Genomic DNA, 24,999 nt, shown 5'->3' with positions numbered 1-24,999 from the left:
GAGGAGTTGATCGCGGCCAGCCCACTGGGGATGCCCTGGTTGACACCGATCGCCGGCAGGACGGCAGAAGCTAGTCCCATCCACCGCCTGGAATGACATTCACCCGACAACCCCGACATAGAATCCCGCTATGGAACTCCACACGCGTCAACTACGCTACTTCGTCGCGGTGGCAGAAGAGTTGAGCTTCACGCGCGCCGCTCAAGGACTGCACATCGCGCAGCAGGCACTGAGCGTGCAGATCAAGCAGTTGGAACGGACCCTCGGCGTAGCGCTACTGACCCGGACCACGCGCAGCATAACCCTGACCGCGGCCGGTGCCGCGTTCCTCGAGGACACCAGCGCGATACTGGCCGCGCTCGACGCCGCCGCCGAGCGTGCCCGCGCAGCGCAGCGCAGCGAACACGAGCGGTTGGTACTGGGATTCCTCGAGGGAGCAGCCCTGATGCTGACCGAGCCGATCCTGTCCGCCTTCCGCGATCGCCAGCCCGGCGTGACAGTGGAGATGCGCCAGTTCAACTATGACGATCCGTCAGCCGGATTGGCCGACCGCTCGGTGGATGTGGCGTTCCTGCGTCGTCCGCTCACGACGGAGGGCGTCGAGTTCGAGCCGCTGTTCACCGAACCCCTCGTGGTGATGCTCCGCACCGACCATCCCCTCGCCGACCGCACCTCGGTCGCTGCCGCCGAACTGATCGAGGAGCCGTTTCTCGGAGCGGCCAACACCGACCCGACGTGGAATGCGTACTGGGAACTCGATGCCCATCGCGACGGAGTGCCGGCGAAGGTGATGTCCCGCTCCACCACGGTGCTCGAGGAGTACCAGAAGGTGGCTGCCGGCGTCGGCGTCGTGGTGACGGGGGCGTGTGCTCGCTGGATCCCCTATCCGGGAGTGAAGGTTGTGCCGATCGCGGACGCCGCACCGAATGAGGTCGCCGTGGCGTGGCACTCCGACAACAACTCAGTGTTGGTGCGCTCGTTCGTCGACGCGGCACGGTCGGTGCGCAACGCGCGGCCGGATCTGGTCGCGATGCTCGGGGAACCGGACTTCGACGATTTGATGGTTCCCGACTTGATCATGCCCGACACGATCCCCCGCTGACGACGGAACCTCGCCTAATCCACCACGCCATGATGTGACGTCGTACGGGTGTAATCCCTCCGGGAATCTCGGGGATCACACCCGTATTTGTTGTTAATGCCGTCGAATTCGTTGTTAATGACCCATCCTTATTGTTATTGGCGTCATGTTTGTTGTCAATGACGTCGCATTTGTTGTTAATGAGATTGAGAATTCGAAAAACCGCTGGATGGTCGAGAATTTACTGCGCAGGAACATGGAGCGCGATCCGGGAATTGTTCGTCCGACCCCCTTCCTTTTCTGGCAACAACCTGACTAATATGTCAATGATGCAGGCCAGGATGATTTTCTAGACCGCGAGTCGTATGGTCGCCCGATAATCATACGTGTCAGTCGGTTGAATTATTCGTCGATATTCTTTATGGTAAATCCGCCGTGAATGCCTGGGCTGCGTTACCTTGATCCGAATTGCATAAGTTGGACGGTCATCCTTGACTTAGTCCAGTCGGACGGTTGCCTAGCGACTGTCCCAGACAGGAGATAAATGATTCAGGTCAGTACACGAGCCGACTGCGCGTACGAAGAAATCCTGGACACCATCGCCGTACGCGACGAGGAAAACCGGCCGCTCCCGCGGTCGTACCTCTACGTCCCGGGGACCGCACCGGAACGATTCGACAAGGCCATCGCATCGGGCGCCGACGCAGTCATCCTCGATTTGGAAGACGCAGTGCCCCTCGCAGCCAAAGCTCGAGCGCGCCAGAATGTTGTCGACTTCCTGAGCCAACACAGGGCCGACACCGGCGTCGAACTATGGGTACGAATCAACCCCGGCCACCTCGGCGAAGAAGACCTGTCGTCCCTCGGCACCGGCTACTCACTCACCGGAATCGTCCTGGCCAAGGCCAGCCTGACCGACCTCGAGAGAGTTGCCGACACGCAGTTGAACAACTCTCTACTGGTTTCCCCGTTGATCGAGACACCGGAAGCGGTACGTCGGATCGATGACCTGCTCAGCATTCCCCGTGTAGCGCGAGTGCAACTGGGTGAATACGACCTCTGTGCTGCAGTGGGTCTGGACCCCGGCCCGGACGAGTCGGAGACTGCGTGGGCGCGCAACCAGATCGTATTCGCCTGTGCCGGAGCCGGATCGACGCCTCCCGTCGCGCCGGTATCGATCAACACTCACGACCTCGACACTCTACAGGTGTCCACCGAACGAGCGCGGCGACAAGGGTTCTTCGGCCGGGCCTGTATTCACCCGAGCCAGGTTGCCCTGGTACACAAGGTGTTTACGCCGTCCGTTAGAGCGATCGACGAGGCACATCAGATGCTCGAACGCTTCGAAGCCGGTGTGGCAGCTGGTCGCGGTGCCATCGTAGACAAGTCCGGCCGGATGATCGACGAGGCCGTCGTGCGCTCAGCCCGGCGCACCGTGTCCACCAGCCGGCAGCCGACAACGGACATGTACAAGCACGAAAAGAAGATGCACTCTCAACTTGGTGAGATTGCTTCGGCCGGAACGGATTCGATGATGTCGTCGACATACAAGGGCTACCGGTTTCCCCGGGAGATCATCGCCCATTGTGTGTGGTTATATCACCGGTTCCCACTGTCCTACCGCGAGGTCGAGGTGCTCATGCGCGCTCGCGGCGTCGACGTGTCGTACGAGACGATCCGGACATGGTGCGCGGCGTTCGGGCCTGAATACGCCGCCGCCTTACGCCGACGTGCACCCCGGCCGGACGACAGATGGCACCTCGACGAGGTGTCCCTGAAGATCAACGGGAAACGTCAGTACCTGTGGCGGGCCATCGATCAGCACGGCAACGTTCTCGACATCCTCCTGCAGAACAACCGGGACGAAAAGGCCGCAACCAGGTTCTTTGCCAGTCGTTGAAGAAACAGCGCGCAGATGCGCGGTGCAGTAGCCACGACACGTGTTCAGGCCAGTACGGCCCGTTCCGGTAGTCCGGCAATGACGACGGCCAGGTTGTAGCCGGTCATTCTCAGCTCTCCGTTGTCTCCGGTTCTGGCATATTCGGCATGACCGAATGCACGCTCACGATAGATCCCGTCCGGACTGTAACCACTTCTGGTGGAAAGACATTGAAAGGACCAATCGGACGGATCACCGCCGAAGCGACCGAAGCCGGCGATGGCGTCGCCCTCTGCCTTCATGACGTAGACGTGACCGACCGCGACTTCGAGCTGCGATTCTTCACGCGCCCGTACCCCCGGCGAGCCGTAGAACACCACGTCCGCGACTCCCACATACCCATTCCGTTGCAAGGCAAGGGAAGTGGCGAGCGATCCGTATGAGTGTCCGAGAGCAGTGAAGTGCGGATTGTCCTTCACCGACGATGCGCGCAGCCCGTGGAAGAAGCTACTGAGTGCGTCGGCGGCGATCCGTGCCTTGGTGCCTCGGCTGACGTCGAGGCTGGCGCGGCCCACGTCGAACTTGCCAGGGCCAGTCATCTGCGGGGCGTCGTAGCCAATCCAGGCGATGGTGCACACCTTTTCGTGTCCACGCCCCGCCGTGTGGAGTTGGCGCCCGGCCTCGTCCCGGAGCCGACGCGCCTCGAGTGCCATACCGCGCATGGAATCCTTGACGTTGGTATTGAGGCCCGGCACTGTCACCGAAAGATGATCTGCGGTACCAGGATCACCCACGGCAACTGCCGCGAAGCCTCGTTCGCCGGAACGCATGTCCATCATGACCAACATGAAGTCGGCATCTTCGCGCAGTAACTCCTCGAGTGCGTCCAGATCTTCCAGTTTGCGCTGGGCGTACCACAATCCGGCGCCGGTATTGCTGAGACGTCCGCCGAAGAACTCTCGTTGCAATTCCTGTTGAATGCGGATCGAGTCATCTTGCAGCCGACGACGTTCCGTGTCGATTCGCGCACGATTCGCGACATCGCGCACCGCAGCGGGGATACCGTCCAGGTTAGCGATCAGCTCCGGAGCATTCTTGACGATTTCTGCTTGACCGTCTGCACAGAGATTGCGCCAATCCTTGTTGACCCGAGTGACATTATCGCGAAAATCGGCACTCACCGGCGCGGTCACCGACGCGCGGGCATGGTCGAATTCTGCCCCGACCAGAACTGCTTCGGCTATCAACTCGGACACCTGCGCCGACAGTTCAGAAATCTGCCTCTGCAGCGGATGCCCGTCGGCGACGGCCACTGCTGCTCGCACCTCGCCGTCGGCACGCACTTGCAGTTCGTCGTCTCGAGCAGCAACGCGTAGTGCTGCCAACCGGTGTTGCAGGTCGCGGACGCGATGGGCGACCAGCATCCCTTCGAGCCCACCGGCAAGGTCCGCTAGGGAATCGGCGTCCCAGGCGTCGATATCGGTCAGGTCCACCGGACTAGGTAGCGCGTGCCGCGATCCGCGCCACTACCTCCGGCCGACGCAGCGGCGGAACAGTCTGCGGCGGTTGCTTACGTGGCGGGAGCTCACTGAGCAGGCGCGTCGTAGTCGCGGTGACCTCACGGACAGCCTGCTCGAAGGCATCGCGGTTCGCGTCGGAGACTTTGGCGATTCCACTCACCTTACGTATGTATTGGCGAGATGCTGCCTCGATCTCCTCCGGTGTGGCCGGCGGTTCGAGTCCACGGAGTTCGGTGATGTTTCGGCACATAGTTCGACGATAACCGTGCCCGGGCACTCCGTCACGGCCCGATACACCAATGTATCCAAATGGCCACGCAGAATCGGGCATCGCGGTAGTTTCAGTAAAATTCTCCCCAAGTAACTGGAAGAAGCCATTACCCATGGACTCAGCTCTCACGTCGGTCGGCTTGCCGGTCGCGCTCGCCATCATCATGTTCGGCCTCGGACTCTCACTGACCGTCGGTGATTTTGCCCGCGTTGCGAAGGCACCCAAAGCTGTGTCCATCGCTCTCGTCTGCCAACTGATATTGCTGCCCGCCGCCGCCTTCGGGCTGGTCACCCTCTTCGATCTCGATCCACTGTTGGCAGTCGGCATGATGCTCCTCGCCGCGTCACCGGGCGGAACCACAGCCAATCTCTTCAGTCATCTCTTCCGGGGCGATGTCGCGCTCAATGTGACGCTCACAGCGGTCAATTCAGTGATCGCCGTCGTCACCCTGCCGCTGATCACCAACTTCGCGCTCAGTTACTTCGAACCTGACGATGCCGACGGCACCCTCGGCCTCCAGTTCACGAAGGTCCTTCAAGTTTTTGCCGTCGTCCTGATCCCCGTAGCTATCGGCATGTGGGTTCGCTTGCGCTCGAGTGCCTTTGCCGAGCGTATGGACAAGCCGGTTCGCATCGGATCTGCCGCCGTGCTGGCACTGGTCATTGTCGGAACCGTCATCTCGGAGCGCGCGAACATCGCGGACTACCTTCTCGACATCGGCATCGTTGCAGCTTTGTTCTGCGTACTGAGCCTCTCCATCGGATACGTCGTACCCAAGATCTTCGGCCTCGAGGATCGTCAAGCCATCGCCAGTTCCATGGAAATCGGTATCCACAACAGCACTTTGGCGATCACCATCGCAGTGAGCCTGATGGACAACGTTCAACTGGCAGTTCCGGCAGCGGTCTACGGCGTCGTAATGTTCCCTCTTGCAGCAGCATTCGGTGCGATTATCACCAACAAGTCGCGAAAGTTTGCTGAAGTCGACTAATTCCCGAGCGCTCCGGCCAACGTGCGCAAGCAGATCACCCGCAGCTCTTCCTGCGGAATTGCCGGGTGATCCAGCCAGTCCAGACAGACCGCCCGAACGAATGCGATCCATCCCCGAACAGCAACGGCAGCAAGCACTCGACGCTCACCCTCGAATCCCCACGCGTCGAGAATGCGCGTCTGCTGCTCCGCCAATTCGTGTTCGACGATCTCGCGGATCGCGGCTTCCGCTGACAACGTGCCGATGTTGATCGCACGGACACCATGACTGTGGGTTTTGACGTACTCGAAGTAGGCGTCCAATCCAGCGGCGATTTGCTCGTGGACCGGCAGCGACGCGTCGGGCGCGGTCACGTCGAGGAGATGCTTCGATTCGCGCTCGACGATCGCCGCAAAGAAATCCCGTTTGGTCGGGAAGTAGTGGTACATGAGTCCCCGAGACACCCCGGCGATCTCGGCGACCTCTTCGATCCAGACGTCCTCGTACGATCGGTCGGCAAAAAGTTGTATACCGATATCGAGCAACTGCGTGCGGCGCTGCTCGCGATCCAGACGTTTTCGTGGAGTGGCCATAGCAAAATCAGAGTACTACTTGACACCGATTCAGTAAGGCGTACTTTGCGTACTAGACACTAATTCAGTAAGCGAACTCTTCTCGGGGGACAACGATGAGCGTCGACGCAACGCCGATTAGCGGCGAAGCCACCATTCCGCACCCAGCGCGGCGACTCCCCATCGTCGGCGACGTCCTCGGCATCAACATCAGGACACCACTGCAGAACTCCGTGAGTATCGGCCGCGAACTGGGTCCGATCTTCGAAAGATATGTGCTCGGCAATCGATTCGTGTTCGTGTCCGGAGCAGACATGGTCGCGGAACTCTCCGACGAGTCACGATTTGTAAAACACCTGGCCCCGGGTGTGAAAGCTCTGCGCGGCATCGGCGGCGACGGCCTCTTCACCGCCTACAATCACGAGCCCAACTGGGGCAAAGCCCACAACCTCCTGGCCCCGGCGTTCAGCCAGGCCGCGATGCGCTCGTATCACCGCACGATGCTCGATGTGGCGAGCGAACTCGTCGGATACTGGGACAACCACGGCAGCAACTCCCCCGTCGACGTCTCCGCCGACATGACCAAATTGACGCTCGAAACTATCGGCCGAACCGGGTTCAGCTACTCCTTCGACTCGTTCGATCGTGAAGAACCGCATCCGTTTGTCAAAGCGATGATCGGTGCGCTCTCACATTCGCAGCAGACCACCTTCATCAAATCGACTGCGGTCGGCCGCCTTCTCGCGCGCCGAGCCGACCGACGCGACGAAGTCCGCAAGGCCTACATGGCCGAAGTGGTGGACGAGGTGATTCGCGTTCGCCGCGAGAATCCTGGCGGGGTGCACGAAGACCTTCTGGAACTCATGTTGCGCGCGGCCCGGGAGAACGATCCGAACCGAATCGACGAACTGAACATTCGCCACCAGGTAGTCACATTCCTGGTTGCCGGACATGAAACAACTTCCGGCGCTTTGTCATTCGCCTTGTATTACCTCGCAAAAAATCCGGATGTTCTCGCCAAAGCTCAGGCCGAGGTCGATCAGATTTGGGGCGAGGAAGAACCGCCGTTCGAGAAGATCGCCAAATTACGGCATGTACGACGCGTCCTCGACGAGTCTTTGCGACTGTGGCCGACAGCCCCGGCCTACGCCCGCGCAGCACGGCAGGACACCACCTTGGTTGGCAAGTATCCAATGAAGAAGGGCGATTGGATGCTGGTACTCATCCCGTCCCTGCATCGAGATCCCGTGTGGGGCAACGATCCTGAAGCCTTCGACCCGGACCGATTCTTGCCGGCCAACATCAAGGCCAGACCGGCGCACGCGTACAAGCCTTTCGGAACCGGTGAACGTGCTTGCATCGGTAGACAATTCGCGATTCACGAGGCAGTTCTTGTTCTCGGCACAATTTTGCAGAAGTACACCATCGAACCGGATCCCGAATATCAACTGAAGGTGGCCGAGCGACTGACACTGATGCCCGAAGGGTTCCAGCTGACGGTACGACGCCGCTGACCTCGAAGAACTCCAGAAAAAAATGGCGTGCCCGATGAGTCCGAAAAGGTGAATCTGGGTCTAATACCAGCGAGGACCTTCGGTCCGAGGCCTGCCCCGAAGGTCTCGACGCCGAGGTAGATGCAACCGTCACCTGCACACTGACGGATCAGGGCACCAAATACGACGTCACCGGAACCATGACCAGCGTCGACGGTGACAACGTGAAGTTCGACGTCCAGGTAGCGGATACTCCGCAGAGCTAACCCACTGTGCGCCTTTATTAACCGCGGGCGGTTAATAAAGGCGCACAGCAATTAGGTCAGAGACGCTCGATAATCGTCACGTTTGCGGTTCCGCCACCCTCACAGATGGTGAGCAATCCGTAGCGTCCGCCGGTGCGCTCGAGCTCGTTGAGGAGCGTTGCCATCAGCTTGGTGCCGGTAGCACCGAGCGGGTGGCCGAGTGCGATTGCGCCGCCGTTGACGTTGACCTTGGCCGGGTCTGCGCCGATTTCCTTGATCCAGGCGAGGACGACGGGGGCGAAAGCCTCGTTGATCTCGACCAGGTCGATGTCTTCGATGGTCAGGCCGGCCTTCTTCAAGGCGTGCTGCGTTGCCGGAATCGGCGCGCTGAGCATGAAGATGGGGTCGTCGCCGCGTGCACTGAGGTGATGGATGCGCGCGCGCGGCTTGAGGCCGTGCTTCTTGACTGCTTCTTCCGACGCCAGCAGCAGTGCACTGGCACCGTCCGAGATCTGGCTTGCGACAGCAGCGGTCATGCGGCCGTCTTCGACGAGGACCTTGAGGGTCGCCATCTTTTCGAGGCTGGTCTCACGCGGGCCTTCGTCGACTGTCGCGTCGCCCATGGTGACGATTTCGTTGTCGAAGCGTCCTGCTGCGATAGCGGCCTTGGCGCGCTCATGGCTCTGCAGAGCCCACTTCTCGAGCTCTTCGCGGCTGACGTCCCACTTCTCGGCGATCATTTCGGCGCCCTTGAACTGCGAGACTTCCTGGTTGCCGTAACGCTCGGTCCAACCCACGGAACCTGAAGTCGGGGTCTCGAATCCGTACTGCTGGCCGACGATCATGGCTGCCGAGATCGGGATCTGGCTCATGTTCTGAACGCCGCCGGCAACGATCAGATCTGCGGTGCCGGATAGGATGGCCTGCGCGCCGAAGTGCACAGCCTGCTGGCTGGAACCACACTGACGGTCAACCGTCACGCCGGGGACGTGCTGCGGGTATCCCGCTGCGAGCCAAGCCATACGGGCGATGTTGCCGGCCTGGCCGCCGATGGCGTCGACGCAACCGAAGATGACGTCGTCGACGTCTGCGGGATCAATGCCGGTGCGCTCGACAACGGCCTTGACTACGTGAGCACCCAAGTCAATGGGGTGCACAGCCGACAGTGCGCCGCCGCGCTTGCCGATCGGGGTGCGGATTGCATCGACGATGTATACCTCGGACATTATCTTCACTCCTAGTTTTGTTGTGCAGCAATAGTTTTAGATGACGCAACTGGATCCGAGAGCCCGTCGAGCACGATCGCCAGGTACTGAGCTGCCACGGTGTGCGCGGTCAACGAGCCACCCGGGCGGTACCAGCGCACGGCAACCCAGACGGTGTCGCGCATGAAACGGAAAACAAGTTCCACGTCGATGTCGGAGCGGAAGCTACCGTCGGCAACGCCCGCCTCGAGCACTCCCACCCACAGGTCCCGGAACTCTGTATTACGTTCCACCAGATACGAGAATCGCTCGTTCGCGACCAGATGCTTGACTTCGTCCTGGTAGATCGCGACGGCCGAGTGAGAGGCGTCGATCGCCTCGTACGAAGTGACGATCAACGCTTCGATCGTTGCGCGGCTGTCAAGGCCGGCGGCGACGATTTCGCGGTACTTGCCGAACAACTCGTCGAGGAACTGGTGCAGGATCTCGTCAACCATCGACTCCTTGGAATCAAAATGGTGGTAGAGACTGCCGGACAGAATTCCGGCAGCATCGGCGATATCTCGTACCGTCGTTGCACGTACTCCGCGGTCGGCGAACAGGCCGGCTGCGATCGCGAGCAGTTCGTCGCGGCGGCCGGATTTCCCTGTCGTTTCGTCGGGATTGCGGGGTGGCGTCATGAATTTCATCCTATCCAGGGCCTCGCTGTGCGCCTTTATTAACCCCGGGCGGGTAATAAAGGCGCACAGCAGGAGAACTACGCCCGCTGCGAAGAAACGGAAACGATCTCGCCGGTCATGTACGTCGTGTAATCGCTCGCGAGCATCGCGATCACCGAAGCGATTTCCCAGACCTCGGCTGCGCGGCCGTAAGCCTCACCGGAAGCCAGCTGATCCAGCAGTTCTTCGCTGGTGACCTTGGCCAGGAAGGCATGGCGCGCAATGGAAGGCGAGACGGCGTTGATGCGGACGCCGTATTCGGCGGCCTCGATTGCGCTGCAACGAGTCAAAGCCATGACGCCGGCCTTGGCGGCGGCGTAGTGAGCCTGCGAATGCTGCGCACGCCAGCCGAGAACCGACGCGTTGTTCACCAGAACGCCGCCGTGTTCGACACCCTTGAAGTAACGCAGAGCAGCACGCGTCGCACGGAACGTGCTGTTGAGAGTGATGTCGAGGACGCGATCCCACTGATCATCGGTCATATCGACGACGGGGGTTTCGCCGCCCAGGCCGGCGTTGTTGACCACGATGTCGATGCGGCCCATCTTCTCGACTGCGCCGTCGAACAGTGCGTCGACCTGCGCGGTGCTGGAAACGTCGCAGATGATCGATTCGACCTGCTGGCCGGGGAATTCAGCCTTCAGCTTCTCGACCGTCTCGCCGAGACGACGCTCGTGGAAGTCGGAGACCAGGACGTCGCCGCCTTCCAGGAGAACGCGTCGCGCGGTGGAGAAGCCGATGCCGGTGCCGGCTGCGGCGGTGATGATTGCCTTCTTGCCCTTGAGCAATCCGTGGCCCGGGGTTTCTTCCGGAACGACGGACAGGGGCGAAACTACTGTGGAGTCAGACATTTAACGAGCCTCTCGGGGAAGACCGAGCACACGCTCGGAAATGATGTTGCGTTGAATTTCGTTGGAGCCGCCGTAGATCGTGTCGGCGCGCGTGAAGAGGAAGAGTCGCTGCCACTCGTCCAGCTCGAGGTGCTCGGGATCGGTGATGTCCGACGGATTTCCCTCGGAATCGGCCCACGGAGCAACCAATGACGACGCACCCTGCACGTCCATCGACAGCTGGCCGAGGTCGCGATGCCAGTTGGCCCACAACAGTTTTGCGACCGATGCTTCGCCGCCGCCGGTTCCGGCATCGACTGCGTCGAGAGTTCGCATTGCGTGGGCGCGCATGACACGTAGGCCGACCCAGGCACGAGCGATCTTTTCGCGGATGTGCGGATCTTGGTCACTGCCATTGGCTTTCGCGAGATCAACGACGCCCTTGAGTTCGCGGGCGAAGCCGATCTGCTGGCCGAGGGTGGACACACCGCGCTCGAAGGTGAGCAGGCCCATGGCGATCTTCCAGCCTTCGCCCGGTTGGCCGACAACCAGTTCGGCTTCAGTGACGGCGTCGTCGAAGAAGACCTCGTTGAATTCGGAGGTGCCGGTGAGCTGCTGGATGGGACGCACGGTCACGCCGGGCTGGTCCAGCGGAACGAGCAGGAAGCTCAGACCCTGGTGACGCTTGGAGCCCACCTCGGTGCGGCAGACGACGAAGCACCACTGGGCAACGTGAGCCAGCGACGTCCAGACCTTCTGGCCGTTGATGATCCACTTGCCGTCTTCGAGACGAGCCGTCGTCGAGACGTTGGCGAGGTCGGAACCGGCTCCGGGTTCGGAGTATCCCTGCGACCAGAGTTCGCTGACGGTGTTGATGCCCGGCAGGAAGCGGCGCTTCTGTTCATCGGTTCCGTAGGCGATCAGCGTCGGGCCGAGTAGCTCTTCACCGATGTGGCTGACGCGTGCGGGCGCACCCGACTTGGCGTACTCCTGATGGAAGATGACCTGCTGGGCGATGGTGGCTCCGCGGCCGCCGAACTCCTTCGGCCACCCCAGGCACGTCCATCCGGCGGCAGCAAGGTGCTTGTCCCATTCGAGTCGCTGCTCAAAGAACTCGTGCTCGCTACCCGGGCCGCCCTTGCCCTTGAGCTGGGCAAATTTGCCCGTCAGGTTCTCTGCCAGCCACTGCGAAACTTCCGCTGCAAACTCGTCGTCCGTCATCTGCCCGTCCGGGCTCTCGCTCTGGTCCACATATGTAAGATAACCTACCAAGCACTTGCTAGGTAGCGTGTCAGGTAGGAGTCCAGTGACCGAACAACCGAGAACCATCCCATCAGCCCTCATCCGGGCCGCCGAGGAGTTCGGTGATCGCGCGGCAATCGCCGATGGCGACACCCGACTGACCTTTGCAGAGCTGCACCAGCGTGTCCGCGATTTCGCGGGCGCACTGATCACTCGTGGCGTGAAGGCCGGCGACCGCGTCGTGATCTGGGCACCCAACACCCACCATTGGGTGATCGCTCTGCTCGGCGCGCAGTACGTCGGAGCAGCGATTATCCCGATCAACACCCGGTACACCGGAACCGAGGCACTCGACATCATCGAGCGCGTCGACGCCGCTGCCCTGGTCATCGTCGGCAAGTTCCTCAAGGCCGATCGCTACCAGCAGCTACTCGACGCGAATCCTGAGCTGTCCATTCCCACCGTCATCCGGATCACCGTCGACGGGGACGACGCACGCGACGGCGTCATCGAGTTCGAGGACTTCGTTGCCCTCGCCACCGACGACGCTCGCACCGAAGCAGATGCTCGGGCAGTAGCAGTGCAGCCTGACGACATCAGCGACATCCTCTTCACCTCCGGCACGACGGGACGCAGCAAGGGCGCGATCAGCGCACATCGCCAGTCCATCGGCGTAGCGCAAGCCTGGGGAGAAAATGCCGAGGTGACGGAAAGAGACAACTTCCTCATCATCAGCCCGTTCTTCCACACCTTCGGCTACAAGGCCGGAATTCTGGTGTGCCTGCTCAACGGTGCGACCATCGTTCCGGTGTCCGTCTTCAACATCGACGAGACTCTTGCACTGATCAACAGTGAGCAGGTCAGCATCCTGCCGGGCGCTCCGACGATCTACCAGACCATCCTCGATCACCCCCGCCGCGGCGAATACGACTTGTCGTCACTGCGCATCGCGATCACGGGTGCCGCTCCGGTTCCGGTCGCGCTGGTCGAGCGTATGCAGAGCGAACTGTTCGACGCAGTTCTCACCGCCTACGGTCTGACCGAGGCAGTCGTCGCCACCATGTGCCGCACCGACGACGACCCGGTCACCGTCTCCACCTCTTCGGGCCGTGCGACAGCCGATTTCGAGGTCAAGCTGGGCGATCAGAACGAGATCCTGCTTCGTGGACCGAACGTGATGCTCGGATACCTCGACGATCCCGAATCAACCGCCAAGGCCATCGACGCCGACGGCTGGTTGCACACCGGTGACATCGGAACCCTGGACGAGCGTGGATATCTCGATATCACCGACCGTCTCAAGGACATGTACGTCAGCGGTGGATTCAACGTCTACCCCGCCGAAATCGAAGGAATGCTGGCTCGTCTGCCCGGCGTCCACGAATCGGCTGCCATCGGCATCCCCGATCATCGGATGGGCGAGGTGGGACGCGTCTACATCGCTCAACTCGACGGCGCCGGTCTCACCGAAGAGTCGGTCATCGCCTTCCTCAAGGAGAAGATCGCGGGCTTCAAGGTTCCCCGTGAGGTTCGCTTCGTCGATCATCTCCCGCGCAACCCTTCGGGCAAGATTCTCAAAACAGTTCTGCGCGAGGAACAGTCATGACCGTTCCTATCGAAGTTGATGTCGTAACCTACGAGGTTCGCGGACCCGTCGCGCTTGTGTCCTTGAACCGGCCCGACTACCGCAATGCCCAGAACTCGGTAGTGACCTACGCTCTCGACGCAGCATTCCAGCGCGCCGTCGAAGACGACGACGTCAAGGTCATCGTCTTGGCGGGCAACGGACCTCACTTCAGTGCCGGACACGACCTGGGAACTCCGGGCCGCGACCATCACGTCGAGTACGAAAACAAGGCCACCATGTGGTGGGACCATGTCGACAAGCCCGGTGGTGACCAACGTTTCGCTCGCGAGATGGAGGTGTACCTGGGAATGTGCCGCCGCTGGCGGGAGATCCCCAAGCCCACCATCGCCATGGTCCACGGCGCCTGCATCGCCGGCGGACTCATGCTCGCCTGGGTCTGCGACATGATCGTCGCCTCCGACGACGCATTCTTCTCCGATCCTGTTGTCCGCATGGGCATTCCCGGCGTGGAGTACTTTGCACACCCGTGGATGGTCGGATCGCGGTTCGCCAAGGAGATGCTGTTCACCGGTGACCGATTCACGGCGCAGCGCGCCTACGAAATCGGCATGGTCAACCGCGTCGTCGCTCGCGACGAACTCGAAACGGAGACGTTCGCACTCGCCGAACGTATCTCGGAGATGCCACGCTTCGGCTTGGCGCTCACCAAGAAAGCAGTCAACCAGTGTGAGGATCAGATGGGGATGCGCAACGGCATCGACTCCGTCTTCGGTCTCCATCATTTTGCTCACGCCCACAATGCCGAAGTAGGCAAAGATTCACTTGGCGGTCTCGATGCCAAGGCAATGGCTGCCAGCGCTCGCAAGCCGCAGGAAGGAACAAACTAGTGGATCTCGTATTCGACGACGCCACAACCGCATTCCGTGACGAGGTCCGCTCGTTCCTGGAGGCGAATGTGCCCGCCACACCTCTGAAATCGATGGATACCGCCGAGGGCTTCGAAGAGCACCGTCAGTGGGAGCACACTCTCGCCGACGCCGGCTACGCCGTCGTCTCGTGGCCCAAGGAACTCGGCGGACGCGACGCGTCGCTGCTCGAGTGGGTCATCTTCGAAGAGGAGTACTACCGCTCCGGCGCACCGGGACGTGTGAGCCAGAACGGCATCTTCCTCTTGGCGCCCACACTTTTCGAGCATGCCAATGCCGAGCAGCTCGCTCGCATCATGCCGCGCATGGCCCGTGCCGACGACATCTGGGCCCAAGCCTGGTCCGAGCCCGAGTCCGGCTCCGACCTCGCAAGCCTGCGTTCGAGCGCCACGAAGGTCGACGGCGGCTGGCTGCTCAACGGCCAGAAGACGTGGAGCTCGCGTGCCAGCTTCGCGGACTGGGGCTTCGGCCTGTTCCGCTCCGATCCGGATGCGCAGCGCCACAAGGGCATCACGTACTTCATGTTCGACATCCGGTCGAAGGGCGTCACCGTTCGCCCCATCGATCAGCTCGACGGAGAGCCTGGCTTTGCCGAGATCTTCCTCGAAGACGTCTTCGTTCCGGACGACCCGGCCAACCCCGGCGAGTCCGGTGTGATCGGTAGCGTCAACGAGGGCTGGCGCGTCGCAATGAGCACCGCCAGCAACGAGCGCGGACTGTCTCTGCGTAGCCCCGGCCGCTTCCTCGCCACCGTCGACCGCCTGCTTGAGCTGTACAAGGCCAGCGGCCGTACGGACGACAGCGCACTGCGCAACAAGGTCGCCGACGCCTGGATCGGCGCTCGGGCCTACCAGCTCAACACTTTCGGCACCGTGACACGTCTCGCCGACGGCGGACAGCTCGGCGCCGAGTCCTCGATCAACAAGGTCTTCTGGTCCGAGTGGGATATCGCTACCCACGAGACCGCTCTCGACCTGCAGGGTCCCGAAGCCGAGCTGGCCGACAACTGGATGGACGGATATCTGTTCTCCCTGTCGGGCCCGATCTACGCCGGCACCAACGAGATTCAGAAAAATGTCATCGCTGAGCGTCTGCTCGGCCTACCTAAGGCGGACCGATGAGATTCGCGCTCGACTCCTCCCACCAGGACTTCGCTGCGAGCATCGATGCGTTGCTCACCAAGTCCGACATGCCCGCCGTCATCCGCGCCTGGAACGACGGTGACACCGCACCCGGCAAGAAGGTGTGGCAGCGCCTCGCCGAGACCGGCGTCAACGGCCTCGTCATCGCCGAAGAGCACGACGGTCTGGGCGCCGACGCCATCGACCTCGTTGTCGCGATCGAACAGCTCGGCCGCCATGCCGTTCCCGGCCCGGTTGTCGAAACCATCGCAGTAGTACCGACGCTTCTGGCTTCGGTTGCACCGGAACGCCTCTCCGCCCTCGCCGAGGGTTCCCTCGCGACTGTTGCCGCTCCCCCGAACACGCCGTTCGCACTCGACGCCAACTCCGTGGACCTGGTTCTGCTCGCACAGGGTGGCGCAGTCAACCTGGGTGTCATCGGCGAAGCCAAGGCGTCGGTAGACCTCTCCCGCAAGCTCTTCGAGGTCACCGCCGGTGATTCGCTCGGCAACGCCGACTTCGCGGCAGCCTTCGACCTGGGCGCGCTGGCTACGGCAGCTCAGCTCCTGGGCCTCGGACAGACCCTGCTCGAGATCAGCACCGAATATGCGAAGCAGCGCAAGCAGTTCGGCAAGGTCATCGGACAGTTCCAGGCAATCAAGCATCACCTCGCCGAGGTTGCCGTTTCCCTCGAAATGGCTCGCCCGCTGCTTCACGGTGCCGCACTGTCGGTTCGTGACGGCTCCGCAGATGCTTCGCGTGACATCTCCGCCGCCAAGGTCGCCTGCGGCGATGCCGCCTACAAGGCTGCTCGCGTCGGTCTCCAGGTTCACGGTGCCATCGGTTACACGATGGAACATGATCTCTCGCTGTGGCTCACCAAGGTACGAGCACTGCTCACCGCCTGGGGTACTCCGGCAATGCACCGCGCACGCGTCGTCGAATCGCTAGTCTCGGCGTCATGAGCATCGACACCGAAGATCAGGCGGCGCTGCGCGCGTCGGTACGCGACCTCCTGAGCAAGCACTCCGACTCCGCTGCCGTCCGCGCAGCCATCACCACCGACATCGGCTACGACGCCGCTCTGTGGAACAAGCTGTGCGAACAGATCGGCATCGCCGCACTGGCGATCCCCGAGGAGTTCGACGGCGTCGGAGCAAGCTTGGCTGAAGTTCATGTGGTCCAGGAAGAACTGGGCCGCACACTGACGCCGTCGCCGATGCTGGGTTCCGCGATTCTCGCGGCGCAGGCACTGCTGCTCTCCGGTGACGCCGACGCGTGCTCGCGTCTGCTCCCCGGTGTCGCCGCCGGCGAAAGCATCCTCGCACTGTGCTGGGCCGGTGCTGCCGGCTGGAACACCTTCGGCGTCGAAGCCACCGAAGATGCACTGAACGGCACAGCGGCGTATGTCCTCGACGGGCATGTCGCCGACACTCTGCTGGTACTGACGGCCGACGGTTTCTACGAAGTGGATCCCGCCGCCGAAGGTGTCTCCCGGCGACGGGTTCCCACGATGGATCCGACGCGAACCCTGTCGGAGGTCACGTTCTCCGGTGTTCGCGGACGCCCGTTGCAGTGGTCTGAGGATCTGGTCGATCGCATCCGAACGGTTGTCTTGATCGCACTGTCCGCCGAACAGGTGGGCGCGGCTGCAGCAATCGTCGAACAGACTGTGGAATACACGAAGTCCCGCAAGCAGTTCGGTCGCGCGATCGGTTCCTTCCAGGCCCTCAAGCACCGGATGGCCGACATGTACACGCTGGTCGAGACCGCCCGGTCCATGACCTACGCGGCTGTGGCAACACAGTCTGCCGGTGATGCCGCCATCGCCAAGGTGTACTGCTCGGAAGCACTGCAGGAGATCACGTCCGAGGCCGTCCAGCTTCACGGCGGAATCGCCATCACGTGGGAGCACGACGCTCAGCTGTACTTCAAACGTGCACACAGCAGTGCACAGTTGTTCGGTCAGCCAAGTGACTATCTCCCCGAGTTGGCAACTGCCGCAGGGCTCTAGTACTTAAGTTGGATCTCTGAGCAAAACCGCCCGAATGCCCCCTCAGCCGAAATATGCTGAGGGGGCATTGGCGTCAAACTCACCCAGACCGTCTGACATTGCGGGAAGGGAATGCATGGCCGGCTAGCTGAGGAGGCCTTTCTTCTCGCCGTAACCCGACCAGCGCCACGCGAGATTCAAGCTGTCTTCGTTCACTGAATGGAACGCCCCCTGGTTCGGTGTGCTTCAGCGCGCAGAATGGGAAACGGCACAATCCACTTCGACAGACCGGAGAGTCTTCATGAATCGCTTCGACAACAAACGTGTCCTCATCAGTGGTGCAGGGTCCGGCATCGGACAGGCCACAGTTGCTCGGATCCTGTCCGAAGGCGGCACCGTTGTCGCAGCCGATATTTCGGAAGACGGACTGGAACTCACTCGGGCCGCAGCCGTAGCAGCCGGTGACAGCGACCGGCTGACCATCGTCACCGTCGACATCTCCAACGAAACTTCCGTGCACGAGCAGATCGGTTCTGCCATCACCGCACTCGGCGGACTTGACGTGCTGGTCAATGCGGCCGGAATTCTGCGTTCCGCACACACCCACGAGATGTCACTCGACTTCTGGAACACCGTCATCGGCGTCAACCTCACCGGCACATTCCTCATGACGCGTGAGGCTCTCCCGGCGCTGCTCGAAACCGGCAACGGCGTAGTGGTCAACTTCAGCTCCACGTCCGCAACATTCGCCCACCCGTACATGGCTGCGTACGCCGCATCCAAGGGCGCAATCCAGTCCTTCACGCACGCAATCGCTCTCGAATACAGCAAGCAGGGCCTGCGCGCTGTTGCCGTCGCGCCGGGCAGCATCGCGTCGGGAATGACCTCCAACCCCGGGTTCCCCGAAGAGATCGACTACTCCCTCATCAGTAAGTTGCTACCGGCCATCGGCAACGGCTTCGCTCCCCCGTCCGCAGTGGCCGGCGTCATCGCGATGCTCGCATCCGAAGACGGATCCTTCGTCACCGGAACAGAAATCCGCATTGACGGCGGCACACATATGTGACCGAACTGCTGTGCGCCTTTATTAACCGCGGGCGGGTAATAAAGGCGCACAGCAAGAGGCTGCATACTTATGGTGTCGCCCGGAACGCGCCCGGCGGCACAAACTTCGGCGGGAGCCAGCGATGAGCGAACTGATAGGCAACACGCAACTCGAGCCTGTGTTGATCAGTCCCGTCGTCAGCGGCATGATCCGCACCTGGTCCGAGGACGAGACCCACTTGTGGAGCGTCGACAATCCCGAAGCCCTCGGCAAACTTCTCGGACGCGGAATAATCTCCCGCACGATGATGCCGGACAACAGATTTCGTGAAGTCGCCATGCTGGATATGCAAGCCGGAACACTCACTGTTCAGCCGCGTTTCGCATCCCCCGACAGCGCCGCCCTCGCCGAACCTTTCCAACTCGGTGATGCAATTCCCGTCGTCGGAGATCCGTGGGACGATCTCGAACTTGCACTCGCATCGGTCGCACTCTCGGCGGCCGGGCGTGGCGAATTCTGGCTCGCCGAACTCGGCGGATGGGACGCTCCGCCGCAACCACATTGCCTGTTTGCCGTGATCAGCGAAGACGGCACGGCCAATGCCGTCATGGAAGCAGCGCCGGTGCCCGCCGATACCGGCGTCTGGCCTGAAGTTCCGAACGATCAACCAGGAGTGTCGGTGGCCGCCCCGGCATCACAGGACACCATCGAGGCCGCCGGCATCTTCGCCACAGCAGCGATCCAAACGTGGAACGTCCATCCGTGGGATGTCGCCCTGACGTTCGGGAAACTCGAGGATTTTGCCTGACGCTCAATCGGCAATTCCCCAGTCGCAGAATGCGAATCCCCGCACGGTCACAGGACTGCTCGATCAGCAGGCGCTTTTGTGCAGGGACTGATCGAACGACTCCAGTACGAGGGCTTCACGGGTACACGGGCTGAATACAGAACCAACGCAACCTACCGATAAGTCCACACTCGAGAACCCTCGGCGGCAGCGAGAATAACCGGAATATCATTCAACTCGTGCAAGTTCAAGATTCGAACAAGGTTCGAATCTCTTCAAACCTGTTTTCAACAACCATCGATGGTAGTGGCGCAACCTATGTCAGAGTTGCAAAGAGTTGGGTAACGCACAGATGCTCAAGACCCCTGTGTTGCTCTCTTAGAACTGGATCGAACTGTACGAGCTTCAATCGACGACCATCCAACAATGCCCGCCACTCATCGTTGGATGGCCAGAGTGTACTGCGAACTTGTTCTGAACCACGCCAAATAGAAGGACAGCCCATCTAAGCCTCTTCATCTGTGTTCACGTAGATTCGTCATGTCCAGTGAGAAGTCGGATCCAGGTCAGCCTCAATATTGAAGGGCTACAAGCCCTGGGACAGATCGACGAGTCAGCAAGTCGAGGTAGTCGTAAGTGCTCGTGCAGTAGTACGAGCGCCGAGATGGGAGAAAGCATGGAGCGAAAGCGTCGGTTCGACAGGTTAGTGAATCAAGCAAGCACGTACCGAGTCGGATTGGTGACAAAAGTTGCAGAGTTCGCGAAACAGTTCAACGAACCGTCACCCAGTCAACGCTGCGCCGAACCGTCACCCAGTCAACGCTGCGCCGAACCGTCACCCAGTCAGCGCTGCGCCGATCCGGCGTACGTCAGAGAACTTCGACGCCATATTTACGCTCCTAACGTCAAGCCAATCAACGAACTTGTCGACAGGCTTCACGCTGAGCATCCTGATCGTTTCATACCCCACGTTGCCCCCACCTACGGCGGCAGGAACGCACGCATACTCGCCCTTTTTCAGTCGCCAGGTTGGAGTTCGACCCCTCATCACGACGGACCGGGGATGATATGTCACGAAAACGTCGATTCGTCTTCGATTCGTCACAAGAATTTTCTCGATGAATACAAAATAGACATCGAGGACGTTGTTTCCTGGAATGCATTTCCTTGGAGCGGCTACGACAAGAACAGATCACTCAAAGAGGAACGTCAGGCAACACTCGCACTTGAAGAACTACTTGAACTGCTTCCAAACCTGACGGCGGTCATGCTTCATGGCCGGGTGGCGCAGGATGCATGGGAACGGCTTCTGCGGCACAATCCGAGAGCTGCCAACCGCCCGTACGTTATCGAGACTTACCACACCAGTGCACGATTGGTTGATCCAAGTTCAAATTCGGCAACCTTGATCGAGCGCTATGAAAACAATCTCCACGAGGCGTTCCACAAGGCAGCGATGCATTTGCGGCCGGTGCGATATCCAGAGCAGTCCGATTATGTGCAGGTTGACGATGCTCAAGCCGGCGAACCGCCATTTTAAGGCGTCTCCATTGGTCAAGCTTGCTGAACCTGATCACACTGTTTCGTACTCGATTACTTCAAATGGAGGTACAGCGCAGTTCCGCCGAAACCGAAAATTTCGGCAATATCAGTCCGGAGCATTCCGTTCCTGCAAATCCGTTGCGTATGTGCGACTCTTGCATGCACTTGTTACGAAATGCGCTCGTCTTGGCTACAACTGCGTGTTCGGCCATTGTCAGTCCCATCTGCGCGACCTACGTGCCAGGTCAGAGTTTCGTCTAATCTTCATATCGATGAGTCCTACGTCTCCTCGTGCCGCATCATTCACCTTTGATCACAACGCACTCCGATCCCCACGACAGAATGCCTTGAGGTCTGCATACTAAGGACACTGGGTACTCCCGGTTACAAATACAGCGAGGCCGCGTCGGGGCGGAACTGCGGCCCTCACAACACGCGAGTGACTTGGAACGACTGGCCACTCTGGAAGGTTCAATCATGGCAACCGACCAACTGCAGACCGTTGTACTGCACGGTGACCAGCTGAAATACGTTGATCAGGGCGACGGGCCCGTCGTGGTGTTGATCCACGGTCTTCTCGGAGCGCACTCCAACTGGGAGCCGCAGATCGAGACGCTTTCCCGGCGCTACCGCGTCATCGCGCCCGATCTGTTCGGCCATGGCGCCTCCGACAAGCCTGCCGGCGATTACTCACTGAGCGCGCATGCAGCAACCGTGCGCGATCTACTCGAAGCCCTCGATATCCCGTCGGCCACGCTGGTGGGCCATTCACTCGGCGGCGGGGTCGCCATGCAAACGCTGTACTTGTTCCCCGACCGCGTCGAGCGCCTGTGCTTGGTCGCCAGTGGCGGCTTGGGACCAGAGGTCAGCCCACTCCTCCGCGCGGCAACGTTGCCGGGCAGTGAGTTGGTGCTTCCCCTCCTCGCTTCGAAGGCACTGACCGATGCCACGAACAAGGTCCTCGAGCAGTTCAACAAGATCGGCCTGTTCAAATTAGGTGCGAGCGCCACCGAGGCGCGCAAGAGCTTCGCCTCCGTCGCCGACGCGTCCACTCGACAAGCATTTCTGGCGACAGCCCGATCCGTAATCAACTACCAAGGCCAGACTGTCACGGCTACAACACATTTCGGGAAGTTCAAGAACCTGCAGGCGCTACTGGTCTGGGGTGCGGAAGACAGCATCATCCCCAACGCCCACACCCAGAATGCGGTTGCAGAGCTCCCTCTCGGACGCGTCGAAATCTTCCCTCGCGCCGGGCATTTCCCGCATCTTGACTATCCGGATCGCTTCGATCGAGTATTCGCGGAGTTCATGACGGACTGCGGCGTGGGTTTCGGACCAACAGCCGTCAACAGCTGAAACTACTGACCTGCCACCAACTCCTCGAGATAGCTCGCCACCCCGTCGTCGTTGTGGCTGGGCAATACCCGATCGGCTAGTTCGAGGATCTCGGACAGAGCGTTCGACGGTGCCAGAGCGGTGCCCGCCCACATCAGCATCGCCATGTCGTTGAAGGCGTCACCCGCGGCTGCAACCTGCGAAGGTTCGATGCCTTCTGCCGCGCACAACTGTGCCAGCGCACTGGCTTTGGATACACCGGCCGCCGCCATTTCCAGGTACGGGGCACCCGAATGAGTCAGTTCGACGCCGGCAATCCCGGCAGCCACCGCAGTCCGGTACAAATCAGCACTCGGAACGTGCGGGTGCCGGGCAACAATCTTCACCATAGGTTCGATATCCAGCGGCAAGGCGTCCGCGAGAACCATCTCGTGGAGGTGTCGGTGATGATCCGAGAAGTCACACAGCGCAGCGTATTCCGGTTCTGCAAAGAACTGGGTAGGACCGACGTTCGCAAAGACAACGCCCGGAATCAACGCTCGAATTTGTTCCATTGCCATTGCTGCCAAAGATGTTTCGATCGAGATAGTATCGACGATCCTCGGGGTACCGTCGGCAAGATCGAGAATGACGGCACCATTGGCGCACACCGCTTTCCCTCGGAATCCGCAGGAGCGTGCGAGCGTGTGCACGGAATGGCGCGCTCGCGCTGTAGCCCACACAACTTCGATCCCGGCGAGCCGCGCATTCTCCATCGCCAGCGCCGTACGCTCGGAAATTGTTCGATCGGAGCGCAGCAGAGTGCCGTCGAGGTCGGTGGCAAACATTCGGATTCCAGTCACGTAGGTCAATGATGCCAGGAAAACCTCAGCCACCCTCGCTAGCCTGGTTGCATGAGTATCCCCGACATCACGCTGAATTCCGGAACAACCATCCCGCAACTCGGCCTCGGCGTCTGGCAGGCCACCAACGACGAAACCGAACATGCCGTGCGATTTGCGCTCGACGAGGCCGGTTACCGCCACATCGACACGGCCTCGGCGTATGGCAACGAGGAAGGCGTCGGACGCGGCCTTGCACGTTCATCAGTTGCCCGCGAAGACGTCTTCCTGACCACCAAGCTGTGGAACTCGGATCAGGGTTACGAACCTGCATTGAAGGCGTTTGATACGAGCATCGACAAGCTGGGCGTCGATTACGTCGATCTCTACCTCGTTCACTGGCCTCTTCAGGACAAGGAACGTCTGCTCCGCACCTGGGACGCGATGGAGAAGATCGCAGAATCCGGCCGCGCGAAAGCCGTCGGTGTTTGCAATTTCGAACCCCACCACCTGCAGCTTCTCGTCGACCGTGGTGGGCTGCTCCCGGCGGTGGATCAGGTGGAACTGCATCCGCACCTCCCCCAGTCCACTATTCGCGAGAAGGCTGCCGAGCATGGAATTGCCGTCGAGTCATGGAGCCCGCTCGGCGGTACCAGCAACGCAGGATGGGGTCCGGCATCCAAGCCGAACACGCTCCTGACGGATCCGATCATTACCCGCATCGGTGACCGCCACAGCAAGTCAGCGGCGCAGGTATTGATTCGTTGGCATCTGCAGAACGGTTTGATCGTCATTCCCAAGTCCGTTCACGATGCCCGCATAGCCGCAAATATCGATGTCTTCGACTTCGAACTCACCGAACTCGACCTCAGCGAAATTGCGACGCTCGACGACGGCACCCGCGTCGGCGCACATCCGGACGAACTTAATATTGGTGCGCCACAGTAATTTTCGACAGTTCCTGCAAGGTCGTCATTACCCGTTCGAGGGGTTCGATGCTGCGCGTCGTCTGACACAGCGCAACGGCCCCCTCGATCGAGGCGATCGTCAGGTTTGCCATCGACTGAGCCTGCGCTGCCGGTGAACCTGCGGCTTCCAGCGCAGTCTCGACGAGTTTCTGCCAGCCGAGCAGTACCTCGGCAGCAGCCTCCGCAACTTCGGGCTCACTGGCTCTGGCCAGCCCGCCGGCGATGACTGGGCAGCCGATCGCATAGTCGGATTGCGCGAGGTTACGACGCCAGATATCGCCGACCGCATCGATGACGTCGGCGGGCGAACCCGTGACGGCTGCCGCGCTGATCCTGCGGGTGATTATCGCGCCGGCCGCCTGCACCGCCTCGACCATCAACTGCGTCTTTCCACCGGGAAAGTGGTGGTAGATGGAACCACGCGGCGCCCCGCTGTGCTTGATCACGTCGTTGAACGAGGTCGCGTCGACGCCGTTGCGGCTGATCAACTCGACTGCGCTGCGGATCATCCGGTCACGTGAGCTCACCTCTACCATCGCCGCAGCTCCTTCACGCATCTCGTGGACTGGATTCACCACCACGCTACTTCATGGGAGCAGTGATTCAGGCCGGGAGTGAGCACCTTCTGTGCGTAGTGAGCACCCGTTCTTGCCTGCTGAAAGCGGCACTAGCTCGAGACAAACGGTGCTCACTAGGATTGTGGCCCGTTCACCGAGCCGACACACACCGGTTCCGAACCCGCGATGTACCATCGCGTCGTGACCTTGCTTCCCACACACACCTGGTGGCTTGACCGCTGACGGTCAGCCGCAACTGCGTGCTGCCCCGAATCAGATCGGGTGG

At 60.9% G+C, this 24,999-nt stretch carries 23 protein-coding genes and 1 pseudogene; 15 read left to right on the top strand and 9 right to left on the bottom strand.

What is annotated here, in order from left to right; translation table 11 throughout:
* Positions 1–130: 130 nt before the first annotated feature.
* A complete protein-coding gene (locus MTX36_RS00265) occupies positions 131–1,102 on the top strand; it encodes a LysR substrate-binding domain-containing protein (protein WP_243617778.1) in 972 nt (323 codons plus the stop codon).
* A gap of 523 nt (positions 1,103–1,625) precedes the next feature.
* Positions 1,626–2,981 carry an IS6 family transposase gene (locus tag MTX36_RS30135; protein WP_308198172.1) on the top strand — a complete coding sequence of 452 codons (1,356 nt, stop codon included), beginning with the start codon at positions 1,626–1,628 and terminating at the stop codon, positions 2,979–2,981.
* A gap of 44 nt (positions 2,982–3,025) precedes the next feature.
* Here MTX36_RS30135 and MTX36_RS00250 read toward each other — a convergent pair whose 3' ends face one another.
* Together MTX36_RS00250 and MTX36_RS00245 are read right to left on the bottom strand one after the other, a co-directional pair.
* Positions 3,026–4,453 (bottom strand): alpha/beta hydrolase, encoded by a 1,428-nt coding sequence (locus MTX36_RS00250; RefSeq protein ID WP_243617777.1) that lies wholly within the window; start codon positions 4,451–4,453, stop codon positions 3,026–3,028.
* Between the two features lie 4 nt (positions 4,454–4,457).
* Positions 4,458–4,730: a DUF2277 domain-containing protein gene (locus MTX36_RS00245; protein WP_169634659.1), complete on the bottom strand. Its 273-nt coding sequence runs from the start codon at positions 4,728–4,730 to the stop codon at positions 4,458–4,460.
* A gap of 133 nt (positions 4,731–4,863) precedes the next feature.
* Here MTX36_RS00245 and MTX36_RS00240 point away from each other — a divergent pair, with 133 nt between their 5' ends.
* The gene (locus MTX36_RS00240) at positions 4,864–5,742 is read left to right on the top strand and encodes a bile acid:sodium symporter family protein (RefSeq protein WP_243617776.1); all 879 of its coding nucleotides are present in this window, start codon (positions 4,864–4,866) and stop codon (positions 5,740–5,742) included.
* Here MTX36_RS00240 and MTX36_RS00235 read toward each other — a convergent pair.
* The gene (locus MTX36_RS00235; protein WP_243617775.1) at positions 5,739–6,314 is read right to left on the bottom strand and encodes a TetR/AcrR family transcriptional regulator; all 576 of its coding nucleotides are present in this window, start codon (positions 6,312–6,314) and stop codon (positions 5,739–5,741) included. The two genes, MTX36_RS00240 and MTX36_RS00235, sit on opposite strands and share 4 nt — an antisense overlap.
* A 95-nt stretch (positions 6,315–6,409) precedes the next feature.
* Between MTX36_RS00235 and MTX36_RS00230 the strand changes: the two genes are divergently transcribed.
* Together MTX36_RS00230 and MTX36_RS29690 are read left to right on the top strand one after the other, a co-directional pair.
* Positions 6,410–7,807, top strand: coding sequence for a cytochrome P450 (locus MTX36_RS00230; RefSeq protein ID WP_243617774.1), 1,398 nt, complete (start codon positions 6,410–6,412; stop codon positions 7,805–7,807).
* Between the two features lie 86 nt (positions 7,808–7,893).
* Positions 7,894–8,052 (top strand): annotated as a pseudogene (locus tag MTX36_RS29690) (DUF4333 domain-containing protein); the annotation flags it as partial.
* Positions 8,053–8,108: 56 nt separating this feature from the next.
* On the opposite strand, the gene MTX36_RS00225 reads toward MTX36_RS29690, so the two are convergent.
* From MTX36_RS00225 to MTX36_RS00210, 4 genes are all read right to left on the bottom strand, one after another.
* Positions 8,109–9,257 (bottom strand): acetyl-CoA C-acetyltransferase, encoded by a 1,149-nt coding sequence (locus MTX36_RS00225; protein WP_243617773.1) that lies wholly within the window; start codon positions 9,255–9,257, stop codon positions 8,109–8,111.
* A gap of 11 nt (positions 9,258–9,268) precedes the next feature.
* A complete protein-coding gene (locus MTX36_RS00220) occupies positions 9,269–9,916 on the bottom strand; it encodes a TetR/AcrR family transcriptional regulator (RefSeq protein WP_169634665.1) in 648 nt (215 codons plus the stop codon).
* Between the two features lie 77 nt (positions 9,917–9,993).
* Positions 9,994–10,806 (bottom strand): SDR family oxidoreductase, encoded by an 813-nt coding sequence (locus MTX36_RS00215; RefSeq protein ID WP_243617772.1) that lies wholly within the window; start codon positions 10,804–10,806, stop codon positions 9,994–9,996.
* On the bottom strand, positions 10,807–12,036 hold the full coding sequence (locus MTX36_RS00210; RefSeq protein ID WP_243617771.1) for an acyl-CoA dehydrogenase family protein: 1,230 nt from the start codon (positions 12,034–12,036) through the stop codon (positions 10,807–10,809). It abuts the gene before it with no gap.
* 55 nt (positions 12,037–12,091) lie between these two features.
* Between MTX36_RS00210 and MTX36_RS00205 the strand changes: the two genes are divergently transcribed.
* The 9 genes from MTX36_RS00205 to MTX36_RS00165 all read left to right on the top strand — a co-directional run bounded on the left by MTX36_RS00205 (position 12,092) and on the right by MTX36_RS00165 (position 22,388).
* Positions 12,092–13,633, top strand: coding sequence for a FadD3 family acyl-CoA ligase (locus tag MTX36_RS00205; RefSeq protein WP_243617770.1), 1,542 nt, complete (start codon positions 12,092–12,094; stop codon positions 13,631–13,633).
* On the top strand, positions 13,630–14,502 hold the full coding sequence (locus tag MTX36_RS00200) for an enoyl-CoA hydratase (protein WP_243617769.1): 873 nt from the start codon (positions 13,630–13,632) through the stop codon (positions 14,500–14,502). The genes MTX36_RS00205 and MTX36_RS00200 overlap by 4 nt, the downstream gene beginning before the upstream one ends.
* Positions 14,502–15,662 carry an acyl-CoA dehydrogenase family protein gene (locus MTX36_RS00195; RefSeq protein WP_094270071.1) on the top strand — a complete coding sequence of 387 codons (1,161 nt, stop codon included), beginning with the start codon at positions 14,502–14,504 and terminating at the stop codon, positions 15,660–15,662. The genes MTX36_RS00200 and MTX36_RS00195 overlap by 1 nt, the downstream gene beginning before the upstream one ends.
* Positions 15,659–16,627, top strand: a complete 969-nt coding sequence (locus MTX36_RS00190; RefSeq protein WP_243617768.1) for an acyl-CoA dehydrogenase family protein — start codon at positions 15,659–15,661, stop codon at positions 16,625–16,627. The genes MTX36_RS00195 and MTX36_RS00190 overlap by 4 nt, the downstream gene beginning before the upstream one ends.
* On the top strand, positions 16,624–17,676 hold the full coding sequence (locus MTX36_RS00185) for an acyl-CoA dehydrogenase family protein (RefSeq protein WP_243617767.1): 1,053 nt from the start codon (positions 16,624–16,626) through the stop codon (positions 17,674–17,676). The genes MTX36_RS00190 and MTX36_RS00185 overlap by 4 nt, the downstream gene beginning before the upstream one ends.
* A 280-nt stretch (positions 17,677–17,956) precedes the next feature.
* A complete protein-coding gene (locus MTX36_RS00180; protein WP_243617766.1) occupies positions 17,957–18,721 on the top strand; it encodes an SDR family NAD(P)-dependent oxidoreductase in 765 nt (254 codons plus the stop codon).
* A gap of 121 nt (positions 18,722–18,842) precedes the next feature.
* Positions 18,843–19,508, top strand: coding sequence for a hypothetical protein (locus MTX36_RS00175; protein ID WP_243617765.1), 666 nt, complete (start codon positions 18,843–18,845; stop codon positions 19,506–19,508).
* Between the two features lie 718 nt (positions 19,509–20,226).
* Positions 20,227–21,027 carry a uracil-DNA glycosylase gene (locus MTX36_RS00170; protein ID WP_243617764.1) on the top strand — a complete coding sequence of 267 codons (801 nt, stop codon included), beginning with the start codon at positions 20,227–20,229 and terminating at the stop codon, positions 21,025–21,027.
* A 479-nt stretch (positions 21,028–21,506) separates the two neighbouring features.
* On the top strand, positions 21,507–22,388 hold the full coding sequence (locus tag MTX36_RS00165) for an alpha/beta fold hydrolase (protein ID WP_243617763.1): 882 nt from the start codon (positions 21,507–21,509) through the stop codon (positions 22,386–22,388).
* 2 nt (positions 22,389–22,390) lie between these two features.
* Here the strand turns inward: MTX36_RS00165 and MTX36_RS00160 are convergent, their stop codons facing one another.
* Positions 22,391–23,209, bottom strand: a complete 819-nt coding sequence (locus MTX36_RS00160) for an HAD family hydrolase (protein ID WP_243618214.1) — start codon at positions 23,207–23,209, stop codon at positions 22,391–22,393.
* A 51-nt stretch (positions 23,210–23,260) separates the two neighbouring features.
* On the opposite strand from MTX36_RS00160, the gene MTX36_RS00155 reads away from it, so the two are divergent.
* The gene (locus tag MTX36_RS00155; RefSeq protein WP_243617762.1) at positions 23,261–24,136 is read left to right on the top strand and encodes an aldo/keto reductase; all 876 of its coding nucleotides are present in this window, start codon (positions 23,261–23,263) and stop codon (positions 24,134–24,136) included.
* Here the strand turns inward: MTX36_RS00155 and MTX36_RS00150 are convergent.
* The gene (locus MTX36_RS00150; protein WP_243617761.1) at positions 24,114–24,692 is read right to left on the bottom strand and encodes a TetR/AcrR family transcriptional regulator; all 579 of its coding nucleotides are present in this window, start codon (positions 24,690–24,692) and stop codon (positions 24,114–24,116) included. The two genes, MTX36_RS00155 and MTX36_RS00150, sit on opposite strands and share 23 nt — an antisense overlap.
* Positions 24,693–24,999: the final 307 nt, after the last annotated feature.

It is taken from the genome of Rhodococcus sp. ARC_M6 (assembly GCF_022810305.1).
Taxonomy (GTDB): domain Bacteria; phylum Actinomycetota; class Actinomycetes; order Mycobacteriales; family Mycobacteriaceae; genus Rhodococcus_F.
This window is presented reverse-complemented; position numbering and strand designations above follow the sequence as displayed.